The sequence below is a fragment of the Oceanibacterium hippocampi genome, from assembly GCF_900172325.1.
GTDB classification, from domain to species: Bacteria; Pseudomonadota; Alphaproteobacteria; order Sneathiellales; family Sneathiellaceae; genus Oceanibacterium; species Oceanibacterium hippocampi.
This window is the reverse complement of sequence record NZ_FWFR01000001.1, coordinates 1,378,578-1,399,243: the sequence shown is the minus strand read 5'-3', so window position 1 is coordinate 1,399,243 and position 20,666 is coordinate 1,378,578. Positions and strand designations below refer to the sequence as shown.

At 68.9% G+C, this 20,666-nt stretch carries 18 protein-coding genes; 10 read left to right on the top strand and 8 right to left on the bottom strand.

Features of this window, described 5'->3' with window-relative positions; translation table 11 throughout:
* Positions 1-160 precede the first annotated feature (160 nt).
* The 6 genes from OCH7691_RS22875 to OCH7691_RS06565 all read right to left on the bottom strand — a co-directional run bounded on the left by OCH7691_RS22875 (position 161) and on the right by OCH7691_RS06565 (position 9,185).
* The gene (locus tag OCH7691_RS22875) at positions 161-2,446 is read right to left on the bottom strand and encodes a M10 family metallopeptidase (RefSeq protein WP_139839558.1); all 2,286 of its coding nucleotides are present in this window, start codon (positions 2,444-2,446) and stop codon (positions 161-163) included.
* 182 nt (positions 2,447-2,628) lie between these two features.
* Positions 2,629-3,837, bottom strand: coding sequence for a COG1361 family protein (locus OCH7691_RS06585; protein WP_085882558.1), 1,209 nt, complete (start codon positions 3,835-3,837; stop codon positions 2,629-2,631).
* 69 nt (positions 3,838-3,906) lie between these two features.
* Positions 3,907-4,740, bottom strand: a complete 834-nt coding sequence (locus OCH7691_RS06580; protein ID WP_085882557.1) for a dienelactone hydrolase family protein — start codon at positions 4,738-4,740, stop codon at positions 3,907-3,909.
* Positions 4,737-5,645 carry a 4-(cytidine 5'-diphospho)-2-C-methyl-D-erythritol kinase gene (locus tag OCH7691_RS06575; RefSeq protein WP_085882556.1) on the bottom strand — a complete coding sequence of 303 codons (909 nt, stop codon included), beginning with the start codon at positions 5,643-5,645 and terminating at the stop codon, positions 4,737-4,739. The genes OCH7691_RS06580 and OCH7691_RS06575 overlap by 4 nt, the downstream gene beginning before the upstream one ends.
* Entirely contained in the window at positions 5,617-7,401 is a 1,785-nt protein-coding gene (locus OCH7691_RS06570; RefSeq protein ID WP_085882555.1) for a tetratricopeptide repeat protein, read from the bottom strand. Before OCH7691_RS06570 ends, OCH7691_RS06575 begins: the two co-directional genes overlap by 29 nt.
* Before the next feature lie 134 nt (positions 7,402-7,535).
* Positions 7,536-9,185 (bottom strand): electron transfer flavoprotein-ubiquinone oxidoreductase, encoded by a 1,650-nt coding sequence (locus OCH7691_RS06565; protein WP_085883541.1) that lies wholly within the window; start codon positions 9,183-9,185, stop codon positions 7,536-7,538.
* A gap of 237 nt (positions 9,186-9,422) precedes the next feature.
* Here OCH7691_RS06565 and OCH7691_RS06560 point away from each other — a divergent pair, with 237 nt between their 5' ends.
* Genes OCH7691_RS06560 through moaB form a run of 3 tightly spaced genes read left to right on the top strand, consistent with a single transcriptional unit; the run spans position 9,423 to position 12,698 of the window.
* Positions 9,423-10,283 (top strand): uracil-DNA glycosylase, encoded by an 861-nt coding sequence (locus tag OCH7691_RS06560; protein WP_085882554.1) that lies wholly within the window; start codon positions 9,423-9,425, stop codon positions 10,281-10,283.
* A 56-nt stretch (positions 10,284-10,339) separates the two neighbouring features.
* Positions 10,340-12,169, top strand: coding sequence for a lytic transglycosylase domain-containing protein (locus OCH7691_RS06555; protein WP_085882553.1), 1,830 nt, complete (start codon positions 10,340-10,342; stop codon positions 12,167-12,169).
* Complete coding sequence (gene moaB, locus OCH7691_RS06550) at positions 12,156-12,698, top strand: molybdenum cofactor biosynthesis protein B (protein WP_085882552.1); 543 nt, start codon at positions 12,156-12,158, stop codon at positions 12,696-12,698. The genes OCH7691_RS06555 and moaB overlap by 14 nt, the downstream gene beginning before the upstream one ends.
* A 13-nt stretch (positions 12,699-12,711) precedes the next feature.
* Here the strand turns inward: moaB and OCH7691_RS06545 are convergent, their stop codons facing one another.
* Positions 12,712-13,998, bottom strand: a complete 1,287-nt coding sequence (locus OCH7691_RS06545) for an MFS transporter (RefSeq protein ID WP_217807834.1) — start codon at positions 13,996-13,998, stop codon at positions 12,712-12,714.
* Positions 13,999-14,230: 232 nt separating this feature from the next.
* Here OCH7691_RS06545 and OCH7691_RS06535 point away from each other — a divergent pair, with 232 nt between their 5' ends.
* The 5 genes from OCH7691_RS06535 to OCH7691_RS06515 all read left to right on the top strand — a co-directional run bounded on the left by OCH7691_RS06535 (position 14,231) and on the right by OCH7691_RS06515 (position 17,936).
* Entirely contained in the window at positions 14,231-15,001 is a 771-nt protein-coding gene (locus OCH7691_RS06535) for a hypothetical protein (protein ID WP_139839555.1), read from the top strand.
* 26 nt (positions 15,002-15,027) lie between these two features.
* Positions 15,028-15,582, top strand: coding sequence for a hypothetical protein (locus tag OCH7691_RS06530; protein WP_085882548.1), 555 nt, complete (start codon positions 15,028-15,030; stop codon positions 15,580-15,582).
* 87 nt (positions 15,583-15,669) lie between these two features.
* Complete coding sequence (locus OCH7691_RS06525; RefSeq protein WP_085882547.1) at positions 15,670-16,764, top strand: PA0069 family radical SAM protein; 1,095 nt, start codon at positions 15,670-15,672, stop codon at positions 16,762-16,764.
* A gap of 88 nt (positions 16,765-16,852) precedes the next feature.
* Positions 16,853-17,218 carry a hypothetical protein gene (locus OCH7691_RS06520; RefSeq protein ID WP_139839554.1) on the top strand — a complete coding sequence of 122 codons (366 nt, stop codon included), beginning with the start codon at positions 16,853-16,855 and terminating at the stop codon, positions 17,216-17,218.
* A 4-nt stretch (positions 17,219-17,222) separates the two neighbouring features.
* Positions 17,223-17,936 carry a DUF6338 family protein gene (locus tag OCH7691_RS06515; protein WP_085882545.1) on the top strand — a complete coding sequence of 238 codons (714 nt, stop codon included), beginning with the start codon at positions 17,223-17,225 and terminating at the stop codon, positions 17,934-17,936.
* Positions 17,937-17,948: 12 nt separating this feature from the next.
* On the opposite strand, the gene OCH7691_RS06510 is transcribed toward OCH7691_RS06515, so the two are convergent.
* Positions 17,949-18,752 carry a crotonase/enoyl-CoA hydratase family protein gene (locus OCH7691_RS06510; protein ID WP_085882544.1) on the bottom strand — a complete coding sequence of 268 codons (804 nt, stop codon included), beginning with the start codon at positions 18,750-18,752 and terminating at the stop codon, positions 17,949-17,951.
* A gap of 88 nt (positions 18,753-18,840) precedes the next feature.
* On the opposite strand from OCH7691_RS06510, the gene rnhB reads away from it, so the two are divergent.
* Together rnhB and OCH7691_RS06500 are read left to right on the top strand one after the other, a co-directional pair.
* Positions 18,841-19,494 carry a ribonuclease HII gene (rnhB, locus tag OCH7691_RS06505; protein WP_085883540.1) on the top strand — a complete coding sequence of 218 codons (654 nt, stop codon included), beginning with the start codon at positions 18,841-18,843 and terminating at the stop codon, positions 19,492-19,494.
* A gap of 85 nt (positions 19,495-19,579) precedes the next feature.
* Positions 19,580-20,665, top strand: coding sequence for a site-specific DNA-methyltransferase (locus OCH7691_RS06500; RefSeq protein WP_085882543.1), 1,086 nt, complete (start codon positions 19,580-19,582; stop codon positions 20,663-20,665).
* The last annotated feature ends 1 nt before the right edge of the window (position 20,666 follow it).

Below are 20,666 nucleotides of genomic sequence, written 5' to 3'. Positions count from 1 at the left end.
TGTCACCACCCGACGCACGGCAAGGACCGGCGCCGGCGATGGCGTGTCCGGACCTGCCCGGACGATCTGCAAGGGTTGTAGGGGGGCGGAAAAGGGGCTGTCAATCACGCCGCCCTGCCGGACAGGGCAGGCCGCGACGGGGCCGGGCGGCCCCGTCGCGCTAGAACAGGAAGTCGTCGTCCTGGTCGAGCGCGGCGGCGGCGACGCCGAGCAGGGTCACGGTGCCGCCGTCGGTCGCGGTGATCACCGTGTCGGCGCCGACCTGGGCGATCGCGAGGTCGGCGAAGCCGATCTCGAAGGCGGTATAGTCGAGCACGTCGTCGGTGTCCGCCCCGGCGGTGAAATCGGTGATCACGTCGTCGCCGGAGCCGGGCGCCAGGATGAACAGGTCGTCGCGCGTGCCACCGGTCATCGTGTCGTCGCCCGCCCCGCCCACGAGCGTGTCCCAGCCGGACGAACCGTCGAGCGTATCGTTGCCCGCACCGCCGTCGAGGACGTCGCTGGACGAGCCGCCATGCAGGTAATCGTTGCCGTCGTCGCCATTCAGGGTGTCCTGGCCGCGCTGGCCGTAGAGCGTGTCGTCGCCGGAACCGCCGTTCAGCGTGTCATACTGGCGCCCGCCCTCGATGAAGTCGTCGTCGTTGCCGCCGAACAGCAGGTCGTAACCGTTGTGGCCGTCGATCCGGTCGTTTCCGCTGCCGCCGTCGACGGTATCGTCGCCGCTGCTGGCCTTCAGGGTGTCGGCCCCGGCGCCGCCTGACATGGTGTCGTCGCCGTCGCCGCCATTCATCGAGTCGGCGCCATCGCCGCCGGTCATGGTGTCGTTGCCGCTGCCGCCGTTCATGGTGTCGTTGCCGGTGCCGCCGATCAGCACATCGTCGTCGGCACTGGCATCGAGAAAGTCGTCGCCTGCCCCGCCGTCGAGGACATCGGCGCCGCGATAGCCGTCGAGAACATCGTCGCCGCCGTTGCCGGTCAGGGTGTCGTCGCCCCGTCGCCCGATCAGGCTGTCGTTGCCGGCGCCGCCGGTCAGGCTGTCGTCGCCGTCGCCGCCGTTGAGAAGCAGCCCGGGCATGCCGCCGAACAGGTCGTCGATCGCGGCCCGCGTCATCACCGCGCCATCGCCGAAGCGGAGTTCCTCGACGCCCCGGTCGTTGCCGTCGAACTGGTCGCGGACGACGACCTGCTGGCCGGTGCTCGGCACGTCGATCACCAGGTTGTTGCCGGTCCGGCTGAGCACGGCGGAAGCCTCGGTGATCTGGCTCGAGAAGGCGATGACATCCGTGTCTCCGCCGCTGCCCTCGTCGATGATCAGGTCGATCGCGTCGAAACGGGAAATCGCGTAGCGGTCGCTGCCGGCGCCGCCGTTCATGGTGTCGTTACCCGACCCGCCCGAGAGCGTGTCGTCGCCGGCCCCGCCGACCAGGCTGTCGGCACCGCCGTCACCGCGCAGGAAGTCGTCGCCATCGCCGCCCAGCAGCCGGTCGGCACCGCCCAGGCCGCGGACGTCCTCGGCAGCGTCACCGCCCTGCAGGGTGTCGTCGCCCTTGCCGCCGCTCGCCGCCTCGATCAGCGTTCCATAGGCGAGCCCGAGATTGTGGCGGGTGGAATCGGCCGCCGAACCGATCGGGCCGCCGACGAAACTGGTCGTGCCCGGCACCAGGCTGACATAGCAGTCGACCGTCGCCGTGCTGCAATCGATGAAATCGTAGCCCCCGGCGTCCCAGATCGTCTCGAACACCGCCGCGCTGCCATAGGCGTAGACATCGTCGCCCGTGGCATGGGCCATGTTGGCGCCGTAGAGATGCTGGATCGCCGCGATATCGTTGATCATCGGCGTGGCCGGGAAGAAGCCCTCGCTGCCGAAGCTCACGTCGCCGGTCGAGGCGACCATCACGGTGTAATGGTCGTTGGCCTCGCCCGGCGGCGGCGGCAGTTCACCCTCCCCCGGATGGGTCAGGCCGAGCGCATGGCCGACTTCGTGAATCAGCGTGAAATGGCCCTGCTCGTTGCGCGCCAGGTCGTCCAGGTTCTCGCTGAAATTGACGTTCACATGGACGTCGCCGGCCAGTTCGTTCGCCTTCGGCGTGCTGCCGAAGGGAAAGAAGGCGTAGGCCAGGACGCTGCCGCTCAACAGGCCGCCGGAACCGTTGGTGAAATTGATGTCGCCGCGGCCGACGCTGTCGCCGCTGAAGCTGCCGGTGTCGACAACCTCCCCGAAGGTCACCTCGGCGACATCGGCCCAGAGCTGCAGGACGTCGCGGACCGCGGTCTTCTGCGCGCCGGTCATCTGCGTATTGACCTCGCCGCCGACCGCATCGGGCACATCGAAGCGCGCGAAGCTGTAGCTCAGCGCGACGCTTTCGCCGAAATGCCCCTCACCATTCCAGTGCGGCTGGAACGAGGCCAGAAGCGAATCGATATAGGCGCTGCCGGTCAGATACATCGAACCCGGTCCTTCAAGGACAACCAACTAACATTCGCGGAAGGATCAATCGACATCCATAATATTGCACGAACGATTACCGTTAACCCGGGTTAATGTCGTGATCGCCGTCACCGGCCGCGCCGTCAGAACCGGAAAAATCGCGCCGGCGTCGAATGATATGGGCCGCCGCGCCCGCCCGGCTAGTTCGTCGCGGCCTCCTCGAGGCGGAACGAGGACTTCAGTTCGAAAGCGCCGGTTCCGGCACAGCAATGCTCGACCCGGACATAATAGATGCCGGGCTGCAACGGTTCGCTGGTCAGGGCGGCGTTGTACCATGCCCCGCCGTCGTCGTCCCGTGCCAGCACCTCGCCGCCTTCGCTGACCAGGCTGAGCGTGACGTCGGTCGCCCCCTCGGTGGTCAGGCTCAGGCGGCCGGTCTGCTCGACAACGACCGCATAGAGCCCGCTCTGTCCGGCCCCGGCGATCTCGCCCCGGACCGGCTCGCCGATGGCGATCGACCGGGCACTGGCCGGTGTCTCGGTCTCCGGATCGGCGGCCTTCTCGACCGGCGGCCGGCCCGAACCGACGACGTGGACTTCGTACTCGGCCGCCGCGGTGAAGCTGTGATCGGCGGGAAAGACGCGCAGCGTGATCGGCCCTTCGGGCGCGCCGTCGCCGATCCGCACGTCGACCGCGATGCGGCCCTCGCCGAGCAGGCGGACGGACAGCACCTCGACGCCGGGCGGGGCGAGCACCGTGGGCGTCCGGCCGTCGGCGCCGATCTCGGCACCGGACAGCAGCATCGTCGTCGTCGCGCCACGGGCCAGGAACCGGCGGCTGGCGACGATCGCGGTGCTGGCGGCGCCGAGCAAGGCGGCGAAACTGTTCGAGGCGGTCGCCGCGACCGCGTCGCGGACCGCCGGCGGAACCTGGCCGGAGCGTCCGATCAGGAGCTTCAGCATGTAGCCCTGGGCGTCCTCGAAACTGTCGAACCAGCGCCCGCCGACGCGGTCGAGGCCGACGTAGTAACGCTCCCCCTCCCGGCGGAAATAGAGCGTCGCGTCGACCGGCTCGCCGCCCAGCATCTGGTAGAGCCCGTAAAGCCCGAGCCCCGCCCCGGCGAGGCCGTCGTCGCGGTCGCCGTCATTGGCGAAGGAAAAGGCGGAATCGCGCCCGTCGATGGCCAGTTCGGCCCGACCGTCGCCAAGCGGCGCATCGTAGCGCCGGGCGTCGCCGGCAAGGCGCTCGACGGTGGCGAGGTAATTCCGCACCCCGCGATTGTCCGACAGCGCGACATCGGAGGCGGCCGCATCGCCGCCCCGCAGGGCAATGACCGCGACCGACGCTGCAAGCGCCAGCGCGAGTCCCCGCCGCCGCCATGTCGTGCCGTTCCGCCCTGCCTGCCGCATCGGTCCTGTCCCCGAAATTCGCCGCCAGACTAGTGCAAATCCGGCCTGATTCAAACCGCCCGATGCGCCCTAGTAGCGGACCACGGCGCGGCGCTGGCTTTCCAGGAACTCGACCACGCGGCGTTGCACCGCCGGTTCGATCAGGACGTCGTGATTGCGGCTGTTCTGCACCACCAGCGACTGGGAGCCCGGCCGCGCGCCCATGTAGCTCCCGCAGTCGCCGCGCTGCCGGTCGTACCAGGGATCGTCGCTCGACACGACGGCGAGAATGGCGCTTTCCGGCGGCGCGGCGATGCCGCGCACGTGCGGCGCCCCCTGGCAGGTCCATTGCGCGATCACCCGGGCGCGGAACTCGTCGCCGCGGTAGAGCGCCGCCGCGACCCCGCCCTCGCTGACCCCGACGAGATAGAGATTGGCCGGATCGACCCATTTCTGCCGCTTCAGTTCCTGCACCGCGAGCGCCACCTCGGCGAGGCGGAATTCATAGACATAGAGATTGAACCCGCCGGTTTCGGTCCGCGGATCGCATTGCAGCGGCCGGAACCGGCGCGCCATGCTGTCGGGCGCGACCACCACGTAGCCGAGTTCGGCAAGCGAGAGCAGGAACGGGTAATTGCCGATCCCGGTGCAGCCATGCAGGAAGACGATGACCGGCCAGCGGGCCGCCGGGTCGAGACGGGCGAGGTCCCGGGCAATCGCCGCCTCGTCGTTCCGGCGCAGTTCGGTTTCACCGTTCGCGGCCACCGGCAGGGCGACGACCGCGCCGCGCCAGGTCCGCTCCAGGTCCGGGGTGTCGTCGAACCAGCCGCCGTCGAGCCAATCGTTCCCGGCACAGCCGCCGAGCGGCAGGATCAGCAGGGCGACGATGACGGCGAGGAGCGCCCTCGCCGGACGCGCGCTCATTGCCCGCCCACCCGGTCGGTGGCGATCCACCAGCCGGGCCGACGAGCGGCAAGGGTCGCGGCAGCCCCGGGTCCGGCACCCGGCGGCAGGATCGCGTAGCAGGTGCCGCCGCTGCCGGACATGCGAGCGAGCGCCGCTCCGTCCAGCCCGCGAAGCGCCTCCAGCACCGCACCGAGGGCCGGGCGGAGGGCCAGCGCCGGTGCTTCCAGGTCGTTTCGCCGGGCGGCGAGCACGGTGACCAGCCCCATGAAGTCGGGGATCGCGGGCAAGGCCGGCGGCGCGGCCGCGAAGCGGCCGTCGAGGGCGCGGAAGACGTCGGCGGTGAGCAGCGCCCCGCCGTCATTGGCGAGCAGGATGTCGAAGGCCGGCAGCGGCGGGGCATCGCGGAGATGGTCGCCGATACCGCGCATCAGGGTCGGCCGCCCGGCAAGGCAGACCGGGACGTCGGCGCCGAGTTCGAGGGCGAGCGCGGCGAAGGCCGGATCATCCGTCGGGATAGCCCAGAGTTCGGAAAGAAGCGACAGCGCGGCCGCCGCGTCGGCGGAGCCGCCACCGATCCCGGCGGCGACCGGCAATGCCTTGTCGAGCGTGATCCGGGCGCCCGCCGCGATGCCGAAACGTTGCCGGAGGCGCGCGGCCGCACGCATGACGAGATTGTCGGGGCCGGCCGGTACGGCGGCCGCGAACGGCCCCTCGACGGCGAAGGCGAGGTCGGGGGCCGCCTCGACGCGGATCCGGTCGGCGGCGCCGGCACCGGCGAACACGACGAGGCTGTCGAGCAGGTGGTAGCCGTCAGGACGGCGGCCGGTCACCTGCAGGTAGAGATTGATCTTGGCAGGGGCGTGGCGGACGCGTCGCGCCGGAACGGGTTCCGTCTCACCCGGCCGAGTTGGCGGTCGCGGCATTGCGGGGCGAGTCCGGCTGAAGTCCATTTTCCAGCTTCTTTTCAATCGCGGGGATGTCGGCCTTTTCCGGTCCGAGCCAGAGCGCCCGCCGCCACTGGAAGCGCGCCTCGAGATGGCGGCCGACCCGCCAGAGCGCATCGCCAAGATGATCGTTGATCACCGGATCCTCCGGCCGGAGTTCGACCGCGCGCTCCAGATGGACCACCGCCTCTTCGTACTTGCCGAGCCGGAACAGCGCCCAGCCCAGGCTGTCGACGATGTAGCCGTCGTTCGGCCGCTGCTCGACCGCGCGCTCGATCATCGCCCGCGCCCGCTCGATGTTGACGCCCTTGTCAATCCAGGAATAGCCGAGATAGTTGAGCACCAGCGGATGGTCGTGCTTGAGTTCCAGCGCCTTGAGGAAATCGAGCTCGGCCGCGTCCCACTCGCCCGAGCGCTCGAGGGCGATGCCGCGGGCATAGAACAGCGTCCAGTGGCGCTCCTCGACGGACGGCAGGCGCGCGATCGCCGCCCCGTAGGCGGCGGCGGCATCGGCGAAACGCTCGTCCGAGCGATAGATGTCGGCCAGCGTGACGAGCGCGTCGGTCTCCTTCGGATCGTCCGCGGCCAACTGGCTGAGCGCCGCGGCCGCCTCCTCCGAACGGTCCAGCTTGGCAAGCGCCCAGGCGGTCCGGATGCGCGCGTTGCGGCTGTAGGGCGAGCTCGCGGCGATGCCCTGGTAGGCATCAATCGCCGCCTGCCAGCGCTCGTTCGCCTCCATGATGTCGCCGAGCAGGGTCTGGCCGATCGGGAAGTCCGGACGCAGGTAGAGCGCCAGCTGCAGATACATCGCGGCCGCATCGGAGGCGCTGTCCTGGGCGAGAACGCTGGCGCTGCCATAAAGCGCCTCGGCGGCACCGGCGGCGGCGGCGGTGATCTGCCCGGTCGGCGGCTGGCCCGCGTCGAGCCGCGCCAGCGCCTGGTTGATCGCCGGGTTGTCCGGCACGCTGTCGAGATATTCCTGGTAGACCTCGCGCGCCGCGTCGGCCTGGCCCTGCAGGCGCAGGAACGCCCCGTAGCTCTCGACCACCCGGACCGAGCGGCCGGCCCGGCTCGCCATCGTCGCCTCGTAGGCAATTGCAGCAGCATCGTTCCGGCCGGCAAGCTGGTTGATCAGCGCCGCGTGGTAGTCGCGGAAGGGCGCGAAGGCGCTCTGCTTGTCCAGCGCTCCGAGATTGTCGAGCGCGGCATCGAAATCGCCGCGGCCGGCCTCGGCCCACGCCCGGATCAGCGGCGACAGAAGGCCATTGAAGCCGGTATCGGGGGCACCGGCGAGGGCCGCGACGGCGGCATCGAAGCGGCCGTCATGAATCGCGTTCGTGGCCATCACGACGCCGGCCAGTTGCGACAGCCGGCCGATCGAGCGGACCCGGTCGGCAAGCGGCAGCGCGTCGCCGATGCGACCGTCGGCGAGCAGCGCCACGAAGGCGCTCTGCAGCAGGATGAGATCGTCCGGATCGCGGTCGAGCGCGCGCAGATAGAATTGCGCCGCCGCGTCGGTATCCCGCTCCGAACGGGCCAGGTTGCCGGCCAGATAGTCACCCGACAGCGTTGCCGTCGCGTTCGCGAGCAGGACCGCGCGCGCGCCGGAGGCGTCGGCGCCACCGGCCGACGCGCGGGTGGTGGTCTGCTCGGTTGCCGCGCAGCCGCTCAGGATCAGCAGCCCGGCCGCGGCGAGACAGACCTTCCGCGCCAGAATGCTCTTCGCCCAGCCCATCGTCACGTCGCGTGCGCTCCTTGAAAGATCAACGGTCGCGGAAGAATCCCGCGGCGCTCGGGATCTCGAGCTTACATCGCCCGGCCCGGTATAAGAAGTAGGCCCGCAAGACGGTCAAGAAAAGGTGACACCCGTTACATGTTCGGGTAGTTCGGCCCGCCCCCGCCCTCCGGCACGACCCAGTTGATATTCTGTGTCGGATCCTTGATGTCGCAGGTCTTGCAGTGCACGCAGTTCTGCGCGTTGATCTGCAGGCGCGGATTGTCCCCGTTGTCGTCGCGCACGATCTCGTAGACCCCGGCCGGGCAGTAACGCTGCTCCGGCGCGTCGTATTCCGCCAGGTTGATCGCGATCGGCACCGACGGGTCCTTCAGGGTCAGATGGACCGGCTGGTCTTCCTCGTGATTGGTATTGGAGAGGAACACCGACGACGGCTTGTCGAAGGTCACCACGCCGTCCGGCTTCGGATAATCGATCTTCGGGCATTCCGACGCCTTGCGCAGCGTCTCGTGATCGGCGTGATGGTGCAGCGTCCAGGGCGCCGCGCCGCGGAAGATCTTCAGGTCGAGGCCGGAATAGAGGGTCCCGGCGAGCAGGCCCCAGCGATAGGCCGGGCGCACGTTGCGGACCTTGTAGAGTTCCTCGTAGACCCAGGAGTTCTTCAGCCGCTCGGGATAGTCGGCAAGTACCGGCACCGGCGCCTCGTGGTTCTCCCGAAGCGCCTCGAACAGGCTCTCGGCCGCCAGCATGCCGGACTTCATCGCCGTGTGGTTGCCCTTGATCTTCGGCACGTTCAGGAAGCCGGCGGTGCAGCCGACCAGCGCGCCGCCAGGGAAGACCAGTTCCGGGATCGACTGGTAGCCGCCCTCGTTCAGCGCCCGGGCGCCGTAGGCGATACGCTTGCCGCCTTCCAGGAACTCGCGGAAGGCCGGGTGATTCTTGAGCCGCTGGAACTCGTCGAACGGCGACAGGTGCGGGTTCTGGTAGTCGAGCGCGACCACCAGGCCGATCGACACCTGGTTGTCCTCCAAGTGATACATGAAGGCGCCGCCGTATGTCGACGTGTCCATCGGATAGCCGAAGGAATGCACGACCAGGCCCTGCTTGTGCTTCGCCGGATCGATTTCCCAGAGTTCCTTGATGCCGATCCCGTAGGTCTGCGGATCGGCATTCTCGCGGAGGCCGAACTTCTCGAACAGGCCCTTGGTCAGCGACCCCCGGCAGCCTTCCGCGAAGATCGTGTACTTGGCATGCAGCTCGACGCCGGGCTCGAAGGTCGATTTCTGCTCGCCGCTCCGCGATATCCCCATGTCCCCGGTGGCGACGCCCTTGACGCTGCCATCCTCGTTGTAGAGCACCTCGGCGGCCGCGAAGCCCGGGAAGATCTCGACACCGAGTTCCTCGGCCTGCTGGCCGAGCCAGCGGCACAGGTTGCCGAGACTGATGATGTAGTTGCCGTGATTGTGAAGCTGTTTCGGCAACAGGAAATTCGGGAAGCGGATCTTGTTCGGCCTGGTCAGGAAGTAGAAGCGATCCTCGACGACCGGCGTGTTGAGCGGCGCGCCGCGCTCCTTCCAGTCGGGGAACAGCTCGTTGAGCGCGCGCGGCTCGAGCACCGCGCCGGAAAGGATATGGGCGCCGATTTCCGAACCCTTCTCCAGCACGCAGACGGAGATGTCGAGATCGGCCTCGATCGCCAGTTGCCGCAGTCTGATCGCCGTCGACAGGCCGGACGGCCCACCGCCAACGATGACCACGTCATATTGCATCGAGTCTCGTTCCATCTCGCGCATCTCCCCTGAATACATGCCCCGGCGGCGAATAGCTTGCCCGGCGGAGTGCGCCAAGCGTCAGTTCCGGAGCCTAGCCACCGCGCCGGCAATTTCAACCATCGTCGTAACGTCAACCGGCACAATATGTTGCATCACCGCATACCGGCACGCGCCGGCCCGTTGCGCGGGTGCATCGGTCCGGCGCTGCCGACGGTTCCTGTCGATCGGATATTGCACTAGATTGCCGCCATGGCCACACCGCAACCAGATCCGCTTGCCCTGCTCCGTTTCCAGGTCGAAGCCGGCGCCGACGAGGCCATCGCCGAGACGCCGCGGAATCGGCTGCTCGCAGAGCCGGAACCGAGCACGCATCCCGGCGCCGTCCCTGAGCCGTCATCGCCCCAGCGGCCGGCGGAAGACCGCGCCCCGCGTCGGGCGCCGGCGCCGCCGCTGCGCGAGAGCCGGCCCGCGCCGCGCATGCCGGAAAGCGAGAGCGCCGCCCAGGCCCGGGCCGCCCGCGAGGTCGCCGAGTGCACGACCCTGGAGGAGCTGCGCGCCGCGATCGCCGCCTTCGACGGTTGCGCACTTCGCGATACCGCGACCAACCTGGTCTTCTCGGACGGTAACCCGGAAGCCCGCGTCATGCTGGTCGGCGAGGCGCCCGGACGCGAGGAGGATCGCCGGGGCGTGCCCTTCGTCGGCGAATCCGGACAGCTTCTCGACCGCATGCTGGCGGCCATCGGGCTCGACCGGACCAGCGTCTACATCAGCAATATCCTGCCGTGGCGGCCGCCCGGAAACCGCAAGCCGTCGGCCCAGGAAACCGAGCTTTGCCTGCCGTTCATCCGCCGCCACATCGCCATCGTCCGCCCGGCGATCCTGGTGCTTGCCGGGGCGACCTCGGCCGGCAACCTGCTCGGCCGCACCGACGGCATCACCCGGCTGCGCGGCCGCTGGTTCGACTATCCCTGCGACGACCGGGTCATCCCGGCCCTGCCGATGTTCCATCCCGCCTTCCTGCTGCGCCAGCCGGCCTCAAAGCGCGAGGCCTGGCGCGATCTGCAGGAACTCCGCGCAAGGCTCGACGCCCTCGACGCCGACACCGCCTGAGTGGCCGCCGCCCGCGCGCTTGGCAGCCCCTCCCCTATCCGCTAAGAACGTTGCCCATGAACCGGATCGAGGGGGTGTTCCGGCGCCTGGCGCGCGCCGTACCGGCCGTGGCGGCGCTCGCGCTCTGCCTCGCCTTCTCGCTCGCCGAGCCCGCATCGGCACTCGCCTCGACGCCAGCCGTTCCGGAATCCGAAACGCAGGAGCCCGCGATCGCGCCGATTCTCGGCGACGCCGACCGGGCGCTCTATCGCGATATCTTCGCCGCCTCCCGGGCCGGAAACTGGCGCCGCGCCGACGCGTTGATCGAGAAGCTCGACGACCGCATCCTGCTCGGCCACGCGCTGTTCATCCGCTACATGCATCCGCGTTACCGGACGCCCTATTCCGAGCTCCATCTGTGGATGAGGGACTATGGCGACCTGCCCGGGGCCGAGCGGATCCACCGGCTGGCAAGAGAGCGGCGGATCGACGGCTGGAAACCGTTGCCTTCGCCCAAGGGCGGTTACCTGGCCGGCAGCGGCTCGGGCTATCTGCAGGACGAGCCGTTCACCTACCGGTCGGCCAGGCGGCACGGCAAGGCGGACCGTCGCACGCGCCAGCAGCTGAGCGACCGCATTCGCTCGGAAATCCGCGCCGGGCGACCCGAGCGGGCGAAGGCGGTCCTGGCACGGAAAGATTTCCGGGCCTTGTTCGACACGGTCGAGCAGGATCGCGCGGCGGCGCGCGTGGCCCTCGGCTACTTCCTGAAGGGCGACGACCGGCAGGCCCTCGCGCTCGCCCTGCAGGCCGAACGCGCGGCGCGCCACCTGCCGTCCAACAGCCTGACCGCCGGGCTCGCCGCCTGGCGGCTTGGCCGCATCGAACGTGCCGGGCAGCATTTCCGCACCCTCGGCGACAACCCGCGGGCGACCGACTGGAACCGCGCGGCCGGCTACTGGTGGGCGGCCCGAGTCGCGCTCAGGACCGGCGACATGGCCTCGGTCACCGGCCTGCTCCAGCGCGCGGCGGCCTATCGCTACACCTTTTACGGCATCCTCGCGATGCGCCAACTGGGCCGCGACTGGCCCTATCGCTGGGCCGACGGGGAACCCGTTCCGCTGGCCGAGCAGATCCTCGGCATGGCCGGTGCGCGACGCGCCATCGCGCTTGCCGAGATCAGCGAACACCGGCTCGCCGGCCAGGAGATCCGCCGGCTGTACCCGGGCGCGCCGCCCGATGTCCGGCTCTCGCTCGCCCGCCTCGCCGAACAGCTCAACGCGCCGGGTGCGGCGCTGCGGATCGGCCTCGACCTGTGGCAACGGACCAGCGAGATCGACGCCTCCGCGCTCTACCCGATCCCGCGCTGGACCCCGTCCGAGGGTCACCTGGTCGACCGCGCGCTCACCTATGCCTTCATGCGCCAGGAATCCGGCTTCGATCCGGCCGCCCGCAGCTATGCCGGCGCCCGCGGCCTGATGCAGCTCATGCCGGCGACGGCGAGCGCGATGGCCGCCGACCCGACGCTGAAGCACCGGGGCAACCGCCGGAAACTGGAGAACCCGGAATACAATCAGGCGCTCGGCGAACGCTACATCGATCATCTGCTGGCGCTGGACATCGTCGACAGCGACCTGATCCGGCTCGTCGTCGCCTATAACGGCGGGCCCGGCAACCTGGCGAAATGGCTCCGCCGCGCGCCATCGATCGACGATCCGATGCTGTTCATCGAATCGATCCCAGGCCGGGAGACGCGCAACTATGTCGAACGCGTGCTCACCAACTTCTGGATCTACCGGCTCCGGTTCGGGCAACCGGTGCCGTCGCTCGACGCACTGGCCGCAGGGGACTGGCCGCGCTATGTAGCCTTGGACAAAGACGCCGAGGTTGCAAGCCATGCCGGGAATTGACGAGAACCGCGATTTCATTGCCGTCCGCATCGCCGTGCTGACGGTCTCCGACAGCCGGAGCCTTGCCGAGGACCGCTCCGGCGACGTCCTCGTCGGCCGGATCGAGGCGGCGGGGCATGTCCTCGCCGACCGCCGGATCGTGCACGACGAGGCCGAGGAAATCGGCGAGGCGCTCGCCGCCTGGATCGCCGATCCGGCCATCGACGTGGTGCTGGCGACCGGCGGCACCGGGGTCACCGGCCGCGACATCACACCGGAGGTCTTCCAGTCGCTTTACGAGAAGGAGATTCCGGGCTTCGGCGAGCTGTTCCGGATGCTGAGCTTCCAGAAGATCGGCACCTCGACGATCCAGTCGCGGGCCACCGCCGGGGTCGCCGGCGGCACCTTCCTGTTCGCCCTGCCCGGCTCGCCCGGGGCCTGCAAGGACGCCTGGGACGACATCCTCGTGCATCAGCTCGATTATCGCTTCCGGCCCTGCAATTTCGTCGAACTGCTGCCCCGCCTGGAAGAGCACAAGCGGCGCAAGTAGCGGCGGCGTCGCCTCAGCGTCCGGCCCTGCCCGCCGCCTCGATCGCCGCGGCTTCCCGTTCGGCCCGCCAGCGCGCCGCATCCGGCATCAGCGCGATCATCGCCGTGGCAATCGCCGAGACCGCGACCGAGAGCAGGATCGGCAGGGTATAGCTCGCCATCCAGTCAAAGACATAGCCGGCGAAGGGCGGCCCGATCAGCGTGCCGAAGGCGACCCCGGCATAGAGCACGCCGAGGATCGAGGAAACCGCCCGGGCGCCGAAATAGTCGGCGGCGACGGCCGGCGCGAGGGCGACGAAGCCGCCGTAGCAGGCGCCGAACAGCGCCGCGAAGATCCCGAGCCCGAGGAAACCCTCCGAGCCCAGCCAGATGAAGAAGCAGGCGCCCATGCCCGCGAACAGCGCCGCCATCGTGAGACGGCGGCCGAAACGATCCGCGAAACCGCCGAGCAGGAAGCGGCCGAGCGTCGAACCGACCCCGATCAGGCCGATCAGCGCCGCGCCGTCCTCGACCGAGAGACCGTGGTCGATGGCGTAGGGCACCATGTGGACGAAGGGGATGAAGATCCCGACCGAGAGGATCACGAAGGCGAAGAAGAAGATCCAGAAGGGCCGGGTCCGGGACGCCTCGGCGAGCGTCAGGCCGTAAACCGGGGCGGCCGCCTTCGCTGCCGTCAGGGACGGGCCGCCGTCCGGGGCCAGGCCGCGATCGGCCGGGCGGCCGTGAATGAGCCAGGCCGCGATCGTGCCGATGACCAGCGGACCGAAGGCGAGCAGCATGTAGGCGTCGCGCCAGCCTGCCCAGGAGATCAGTTCGGCCGCAACGCTCGGCACGACCAGCGTGCCGACGCCGATGCCCGAGACGGCGATGCCGCTGGCCAGGCCGCGTTTCGCGGTGAACCAGTGCTGCACCGCGCCGATTGCCGGCACATAGGCGAAACCGACACCGACGCCGACGCCGAGACCGTAACCCAGGTAGACCTGCCACAGTTCGACCGCGACAGCCGCGAGCAGCAGTCCGGCGCCGGTGATCAGCATGCCGGCCAGGCAGACGATGCGCGGCCCGAAGCGGTCGGCGAGCAGGCCGGAGACCGCGCCGAGCCCGAAATAGAGGAACCCGGCGATCGAGAAGACCAGCGAGATGTCGCCCCGCGTCGCGCCGAACTCCGCCTCGAGCGAGGCGAAGAAGGAGGCGAAGGAATAGGCCGCGCCGAAGCCGACGAACATCACCATGAAAGCGGCGCCGACAACGATCCAGCCATAGAAGAAACCGCCCCGGCCCGCGACCATGCTCTCAGCCATCCTCGTCCGTCCCTTCCCCCGCGGCGCGGTCGAGCCGTCGCCGCCTGTCGTCCGTCGCTCGCGTGCCACGTGCCGGCCGGCGACAGTTCACGCCCAGAAATAGCGGAGCGGCGGTCCCGCGACAATGACGTCGATGGTAATGCCGGCGCGCCCGGGCCCGTGTTGACGACAGCGGCCCGGAACTTCATAATTCCCTAATATGTTGAGGCCGTAATCGATCGGGGGGCTGACGATGTCGAGGAAACGAGACAGTTCGGGTTTCGGCGGATCGGTCGGCAACGGGCGCCGATCTGTCCTTGTGCTCGGCATCGCGCTGGGCCTTGCCTGCGGCCTCGGGCCGTCTATGACGCCGGCCGCGGCCTCGACGAACATGAACAAGCCCGCGATCGGCAGCCAGTATGACTTCCAGTGCACGGCCTCCGGCGGCGAAACGCGCAGCCTGCAATGGGACGTGCTGGCCGAGGACGGCGACATCATCACCATCGGCGAACGGACCCGCGACCAGTCCTTCTGGCGCGAACTGCCCTACTACCTGATCGGCTCGACCGTGGCACTTCGGCGCACGGCGGCGCAAGGCCGGCGCGAGATGACGTTCGAGCTCGGCGGCTTCTTCTCGTCCGGCGATTTCGGGGGTTTGCGGACGCTTACCGTCGGCCAGAAGTTCGCGGCGCCGGTGCCCGAGCGGGCGAACGGCCTGCCCGTGCTCGACTGGAAATACAGCTTCCAGGTCGAGAAGGCCGGCCGCGTCGACCACGCCCCGGTCGGCGAGGTCGAGGTCTATGTCATCCTCGAGCAGCGCGAGCGCGGACCCTACAAGTCGGCGAGCCGGATCATCTACGCGCCCGCCATCGGCGCCCCGATCGCCTTCAACTACGTGGACAATCTCGGGCTCGAGGAGCGCTGCGATCTCGGCGCCTACCGGAAGCCGGGCGAGGCGGCGCCGCGCATGAAGCTCGACGACATGGACAAGGGCGCGCCGCCCGAGCCGCTGCCGCAATCCTGAGACCCGATCAAAGGGGAGGAAAGGCCATGTTCCGCAAAGTCACGATCGCCGCGCTGCTCGCCTTCGCACTGGTCGTCATCGCGCCCCAGCAACCGCGCGCCGGTGGCGACGGCGGCGGTGGCGGCGGACTGGACACCATGGGCGGTGTTGCGCCGGTCGTTGTCCTGCAGCTCTATCAACTCGACGAGTTGTTCGCCGACATGCCGGGTCGCGCGGACCAAGTGGTCGCCACAGCCTACTGGATGAGCCTGACACGCTCCCTGCTGACGGGCAGCAATCCCTACGCGATCACCCCCTACGACATTCTTCTCGCAACCGGCCTCGTCGACCCGCTCGCTTATCAGGTCACCCGTTTCCGGGCCGTACTCATGCTCACCATGCATTACTGGATGCGCGGGATACCGGTCGATCCGGCGCTGATGGCCGAGTTTCAGACGGTCGCCGAGTTCATCGCCGCGGAACCGACCGCCCAGGTCCTGGCGCTGATGACCGTGATCGTGCTCTCGGTCCACCTCTCGCAGCAACGGGCGTTCATCGCTTATTTCCAGCGCTATCTGGAGGCGGTGCGGGGTAACGCCTGAACTTCGGCGGCGACGGGGCCCCGCGAGGCCGAACCAGGCCATCTATTTGTTCTTGATTTGTTCTCTTTCGCCGCCTAGGCTGGGCGGATGATCGAGGACTTCCGCACGGATGCCGAGGCGAGCGAGAGGCGCGGTCGGGGCGCGCTCGACAATGCCAGCGGCCGCTACGAGACGGAGCGCCGCTTCCGCATCGACGACGGCTGGGAACGGCACGAGGAACTGCCGCCGATCCGCACCAGCGTGCAGCCGGACAAGAGCCGCCGGGTGATCACCCGGAACGAATCCCCGGACGTTCCCTTCGACCGCTCGATCAACCCCTACCGGGGCTGCGAGCATGGCTGCATCTACTGCTTCGCGCGCCCGACCCATGCCTGGCTCGGGCTCTCCCCCGGGCTCGATTTCGAGACCCGGCTGTTCGTCAAGCCCGAGGCGCCGGAACGACTGGTCGAGGAACTCGCCAAGCCCGGCTATCGCTGCCGGCCGATCGCCTTCGGCACCAATACCGACCCCTACCAGCCGATCGAGCGCGAGCGCCGGGTGACCCGTCGGCTGATCGAGGTGCTTGCCGAATGCGACCATCCGCTGACCATCGTCACCAAGTCGAACCTGGTGCTCCGCGATCTCGACATCCTGGAACCCATGGCGAGGAAGGGACTGGTCAAGGTCGCGCTTTCGATCACCACGCTGGACCGTCATCTGGCGCGCGTCATGGAACCCCGGGCGACAACCCCCGCCCGGCGGCTGGAAGCGGTGAAAAGCCTCTCGGACGCCGGGATCCCGACGTCGGTGCTGTTCGCGCCGACGATCCCGGGCCTCAACGACCACGAGATGGAGAAGGTTCTCGAACTCGCCGCCCAGGCCGGCGCCGGCGAGGCCGGCTACATCCTGCTCCGCCTGCCGCTCGAGATCCGCGAACTGTTCCACGACTGGCTGCGCGAGCATTTTCCGAACCGGGCCGAGCGGGTCATCCAGCTCGTTCGCGACACCCGCGGCGGGCGAGACTACCAGGCCGCCTTCGGCCGCCGCATGACCGGTCAGGGGCCATATGCGGAACTGACCGGCCAGCGCTTTCGCGCGGCGCTCCGCCGCTACGGTCTCGACAAGCGCCGGAGCGAACTCGACTGCGGCCTGTTCCGCCCGCCTCGACCGGCCCGCGAAGATCGCCAGATGTCGCTGCTCTGAGCCTGAACCGGGACGCCGCCGCTTCGCCGCCTCTTAGACCGATCCGGATTTGCTGATATGATCCGGGATGCTGACGGGAGGGCCGGCGATGAACGAGGAGCTATCGCGTAACGAGGGCGTCAGGCAGCTCGACAGTCTCGCCGACGACGTGCGGGTCATCGCGCGCCAGACCCGGGAGACCCTGACGCCGGGCCAGCGCCAACTGGTCGACGAGACGGTCCGCAGCCTCAACAAGGCGGCGAGCGCGCTGCAGGATGTCGAGGAACGCCAGGTCGACCGCTCGAGCCTCGCGGAGGCGATCGGCACGCTGGCGGCGGAGACGATGAAGCTCCGCGAGGGCGGCGCCGGCGGCCGGGTCGAGGACATCGCCCGGCAGCTCGACCGGCTCTACGACCGGACCACCCGGCTGGTCGGCCGGCTCCTGAGCGTCGGCGGCTCGCAACGGGTGCCGTGACGCCATGGACATCGGCAGCATCGATACCCTTCTGCTCAGCCTGTTCCTGTTCCTGCCCGGTTTCCTGACCGCGAGCATCCAGTCGGTGCTGAAGGGAAGCGCACCGCAGACAACCGGGACATGGCTCGCCACCAGCGTCGTCCGGAGCCTTGTCTACGCGGCGATCGGGGCCGCCCTCCTGCCCTTCATCTCCTCCGTCGAGATCGATTTCGGACTGCCGCTCTCGAAGCTCGGCGAACAGGCCGGGGCCATCACCCTCGCCGACCTGATCACCCTGTTGCTGCTGCTTTACGCGATTGCCGTGCTCTGGGGCATCGCGACGGTGCTGGCGCGGACGAGATCCTTCCAGGAGATCGCCTTCCTCGCGCGGCTGACACCGATCCGGGCCGAGACCGACGTGTTCAACACGCTCATCAACGACGAGTACCGGGACGGCAAGGGCGACCCGCCGCCGCCGAACGCGACCCGTGCCTGGCTGCGCGTGAAGGAGAGCGAGACCCGGACGATCCTCGGCCGGCTCGCCTATACCAACGTCATGATCGAGCGCGACAAGCCGTTCGAGGTCTATTTCGACCTCGCCTACGAATGGAGCGCGGCGGGCGCCCGGCCGATCACCCTCGCGGGCACGACCGGCAACGACCTGGTCGCCTATTACATCCGTGTCGGGACTGGCCAGTCGGTCGAGTTCTACCGGACGACCGAGAACTGGCGGCCCTGAACGCCGCTCCGCCTACCTGCCGGTGAACTTCGCCTGCCGCCGCTCGCTGAAGGAACGCACGCCCTCGGCCGCGTCCTCGCTTTCCAGCAGCCGCGCCTGGACCGGGCGGAACTCCGCCTTCGCCGCCTCGACGCCCTGTTCGACCGCCTTCCGCGCGTTCGCCATGGTCGCCTGCACGGCGAGCGGCGCCTGCTCGGCGATCGCCTCGGCGATCTCGAGCGCGTGCGCGAGCTGGTCACCGTCGGGCACGACCCGCTGCACGAAATTGCAACGCAGCGCCTCCTCCGCGTCGAATTCGTCGCCGGTCAGGAGATGCAGCATGGCGTTGCCGAGACCGGCGCGCTCGGCCATCCTCAGGGTCGCACCGCCGGTCGCCATGATGCCGCGCTTGACCTCGAGCTGGGAAAAGCGGGTGCCGGCCGCGGCGACGACGATATCGGCGGCCAGCATCAGCTCGATCCCGATCGTGTAGCAATAGCCCTGCACGGCGCAGACGACCGGCTTCGTGCGCCGGGGCCGAACGAGGTCGAGCGGATCGATCTCGCCGTCCGGCACGATCGGCTTGCCGCCCTTCATATGGGCGGCGACCTTGTCGAGCTCGAGCCCGGCGGTGAAATTCTCGCCTTCCGCATAGAGCACGCCGACCCGGTAGGCGGCATTGTTCTCGAGTTCGCTGTAGGCCTCGGCAAGCTCCCGCAACATGGTCGGATTGAAGCCGTTGAGCTTGGCCGGCCGGTCGAGGCCGATCATCAGCACATGGCCGCGCGGCCGCTGCAATACCCGCCCCTCCTTCGGATCCCAGGCCGCTTCTGTCATGGTTCACTCCCTTGAACGCCTCGCCGCATCGACCTATAGCCTAGCGCAGTACCGATGCGACATGCACGCCCGCGAGAGGACCCTGCCGATGCCCCGGACGCTTCCGGACTTCACCCTCGAACGGCTCGGCGTCGGTCCGGTTGCCGGCATCGACGAGGCCGGGCGCGGGCCGCTCGCCGGCCCCGTGGTGGCGGCCGCGGTGATCCTCGACCCGGCCCGACTGCCGGCCGGGATCGCCGATTCAAAGATCCTGTCGGCGAAGGTGCGGGCGCATCTGCACGACGAGATCCGTGCCGTCGCCCTGGTCGGCGTCGGCCAGGCGAGCCGGGCCGAGATCGATGAACTCAACATCCTGTGGGCGACCATGCTGGCCATGCAGCGGGCCCTCGCGGCGCTGCCGGCACGGCCCGCGCGGGCGCTGATCGACGGCAACCGCTGCCCGGTCCTGCCCTGCCCGGCCGAGGCCGTGGTGAAGGGCGACGGGCGCTCGCTCTCGATCGCCGCGGCCTCGATCGTCGCCAAGGTGACGCGCGACCGGATCATGGCGGCACTCGACGGCGAATGCCCCGGCTACGGCTGGTGCCGCAACCAGGGTTACGGCACGGCCGAGCATCTGGCGGCCCTCGCCGAACTCGGCCCGAGCGCGCATCACCGGCGGAGCTTCGCCCCGGTCGCCCGCCTGCTAGCCGGAACGGCACTCGACACGGAACACCAGATCTTGTGTCCGACGTCCCCGGAATAACTAAGAAATGACTCGATGATTCGCTTATAACCTACTGATTCAATTAATTCTTGACGCGATTCGCGGCTGAACGCAGGATGCGGTCATGGCAGCGCACAAGAACATAGAACGGAACACCGTTCTGCAAGGCGACAGCATCGAACTGATGCGCTCGCTCCCCGATTGTTCGGTCGATCTGGTCTTCGCCGACCCGCCCTACAATCTCCAGCTCAAGGGCGATCTCCGGCGGCCCAACAACAGCCTCGTCGACGCGGTCGACGACGCCTGGGACCAGTTTTCCAGCTTCCGCGCCTATGACGACTTCTCGCGCGCCTGGCTGACCGAGGCGCACCGGGTACTGAAGCCGGACGGCGGGCTCTGGGTCATCGGCAGCTATCACAACATCTACCGGGTCGGCGCCGTGCTGCAGGATGTCGGTTTCTGGATCCTCAACGACATCGTCTGGCGCAAGACCAACCCGATGCCGAATTTCCGCGGCCGCCGCTTCACCAACGCGCACGAGACCCTGCTCTGGTGCTCGAAGGGGCCGGAGGCGCGCTACAGCTTCAACTACGACGCCCTCAAGGTCGCCAACGACGACCTGCAGATGCGCTCCGACTGGGTCATCCCGATCTGCTCGGGCGGCGAGCGGCTGAAGGGCGAGGACGGCCACAAGGCCCATCCGACGCAGAAGCCCGAGGCGCTGCTCCATCGCATCCTGATCGCGACCTCGGCGCCCGGCGATCTCGTCCTCGACCCGTTCTTCGGTTCCGGCACCACCGGCGCGGTCGCCCGCCGGCTCGGCCGCGACTATCTCGGGCTCGAGCGCGAAAGCCGCTATATCGACGCCGCCCGCGAACGGATCGCCCGGGTCACCCCGCTGGCGCCCGAGGATCGCCAGATCGTCACGCCCCGCCGGCAGGAGCCGCGCGTGCCCTTCGGCGCCGTGGTCGAGGCCGGCCTGCTCTCGCCCGGCCAGATGGTGTTCGACGCGCGCCGCCGCTTCATGGCCAAGATCCGCGCCGACGGCAGCCTGATCGCCGCCGACGTCAAGGGCTCCATTCACAAGGTCGGCGCCGAATTGCAGGGCGCCCCCTCTTGTAACGGCTGGACCTTCTGGCATTTTGATGTGGAAGGGCGCAGCGTGCCGATCGACGTCCTTCGGCAGAAGCTGCGCGCCGAGCTCAACTGAC